At 21.9% G+C, this 579-nt stretch carries 1 pseudogene; it reads left to right on the top strand.

What is annotated here, in order from left to right:
- Window positions 1-579, top strand: a pseudogene (locus GBZ86_RS17595) (hypothetical protein); the annotation flags it as partial.

Below are 579 nucleotides of genomic sequence, written 5' to 3'. Positions count from 1 at the left end.
AGATTTTACTGGATATGTTCATATTAGAAACTTTTTCTTTTCTCAAGATTTTATAAAAATGAAAGCTAGAGAAAAAAGACTAATGATATATATGGCTCAATTATCTGACTCAAAAGCAGCAGATTTTCATGAGGGTTTTTCAATGAATTTATTAAAACCTAATAGTTCTTGGTTAAAAATTCTTAAAACTAAATGTAAATATTATGCTAAATATACTATTGAAAAACTTTTATCTAAATATAATCATTTATTTACAGACAATAGTGAACTAAAAAGAGAGTATGAATTATCTCCTAAAAAAATTAAAAAATTTAAATTTTTCTTTAATTGTGAAGCAATAAGAAAAAAATCTACAGATAATGATATTGTTGATTTAGTTAAGCTTAATAATTTAACTGATTATAAACTTATAATTGAAAAGATGAAGTTTTCGCAAGTTACATTATCTAAACAAAAAATAATGCATCTTATTAGAGCAATATCTAATCTTAAAGAATGGTTTTTAAAAGAAAGAGTTGTTCAGCTTATTATAAATAAATATAGAGCTATTCAAATTCACCAAAGCAGAGAAAATATTAA

Source organism: Clostridium tarantellae (genome assembly GCF_009295725.1).
Classification (GTDB): domain Bacteria; phylum Bacillota; class Clostridia; order Clostridiales; family Clostridiaceae; genus Sarcina; species Sarcina tarantellae.
The sequence above is the reverse complement of the archived record's forward strand: the minus strand, read 5'-3'. Positions and strand labels throughout refer to the sequence as shown.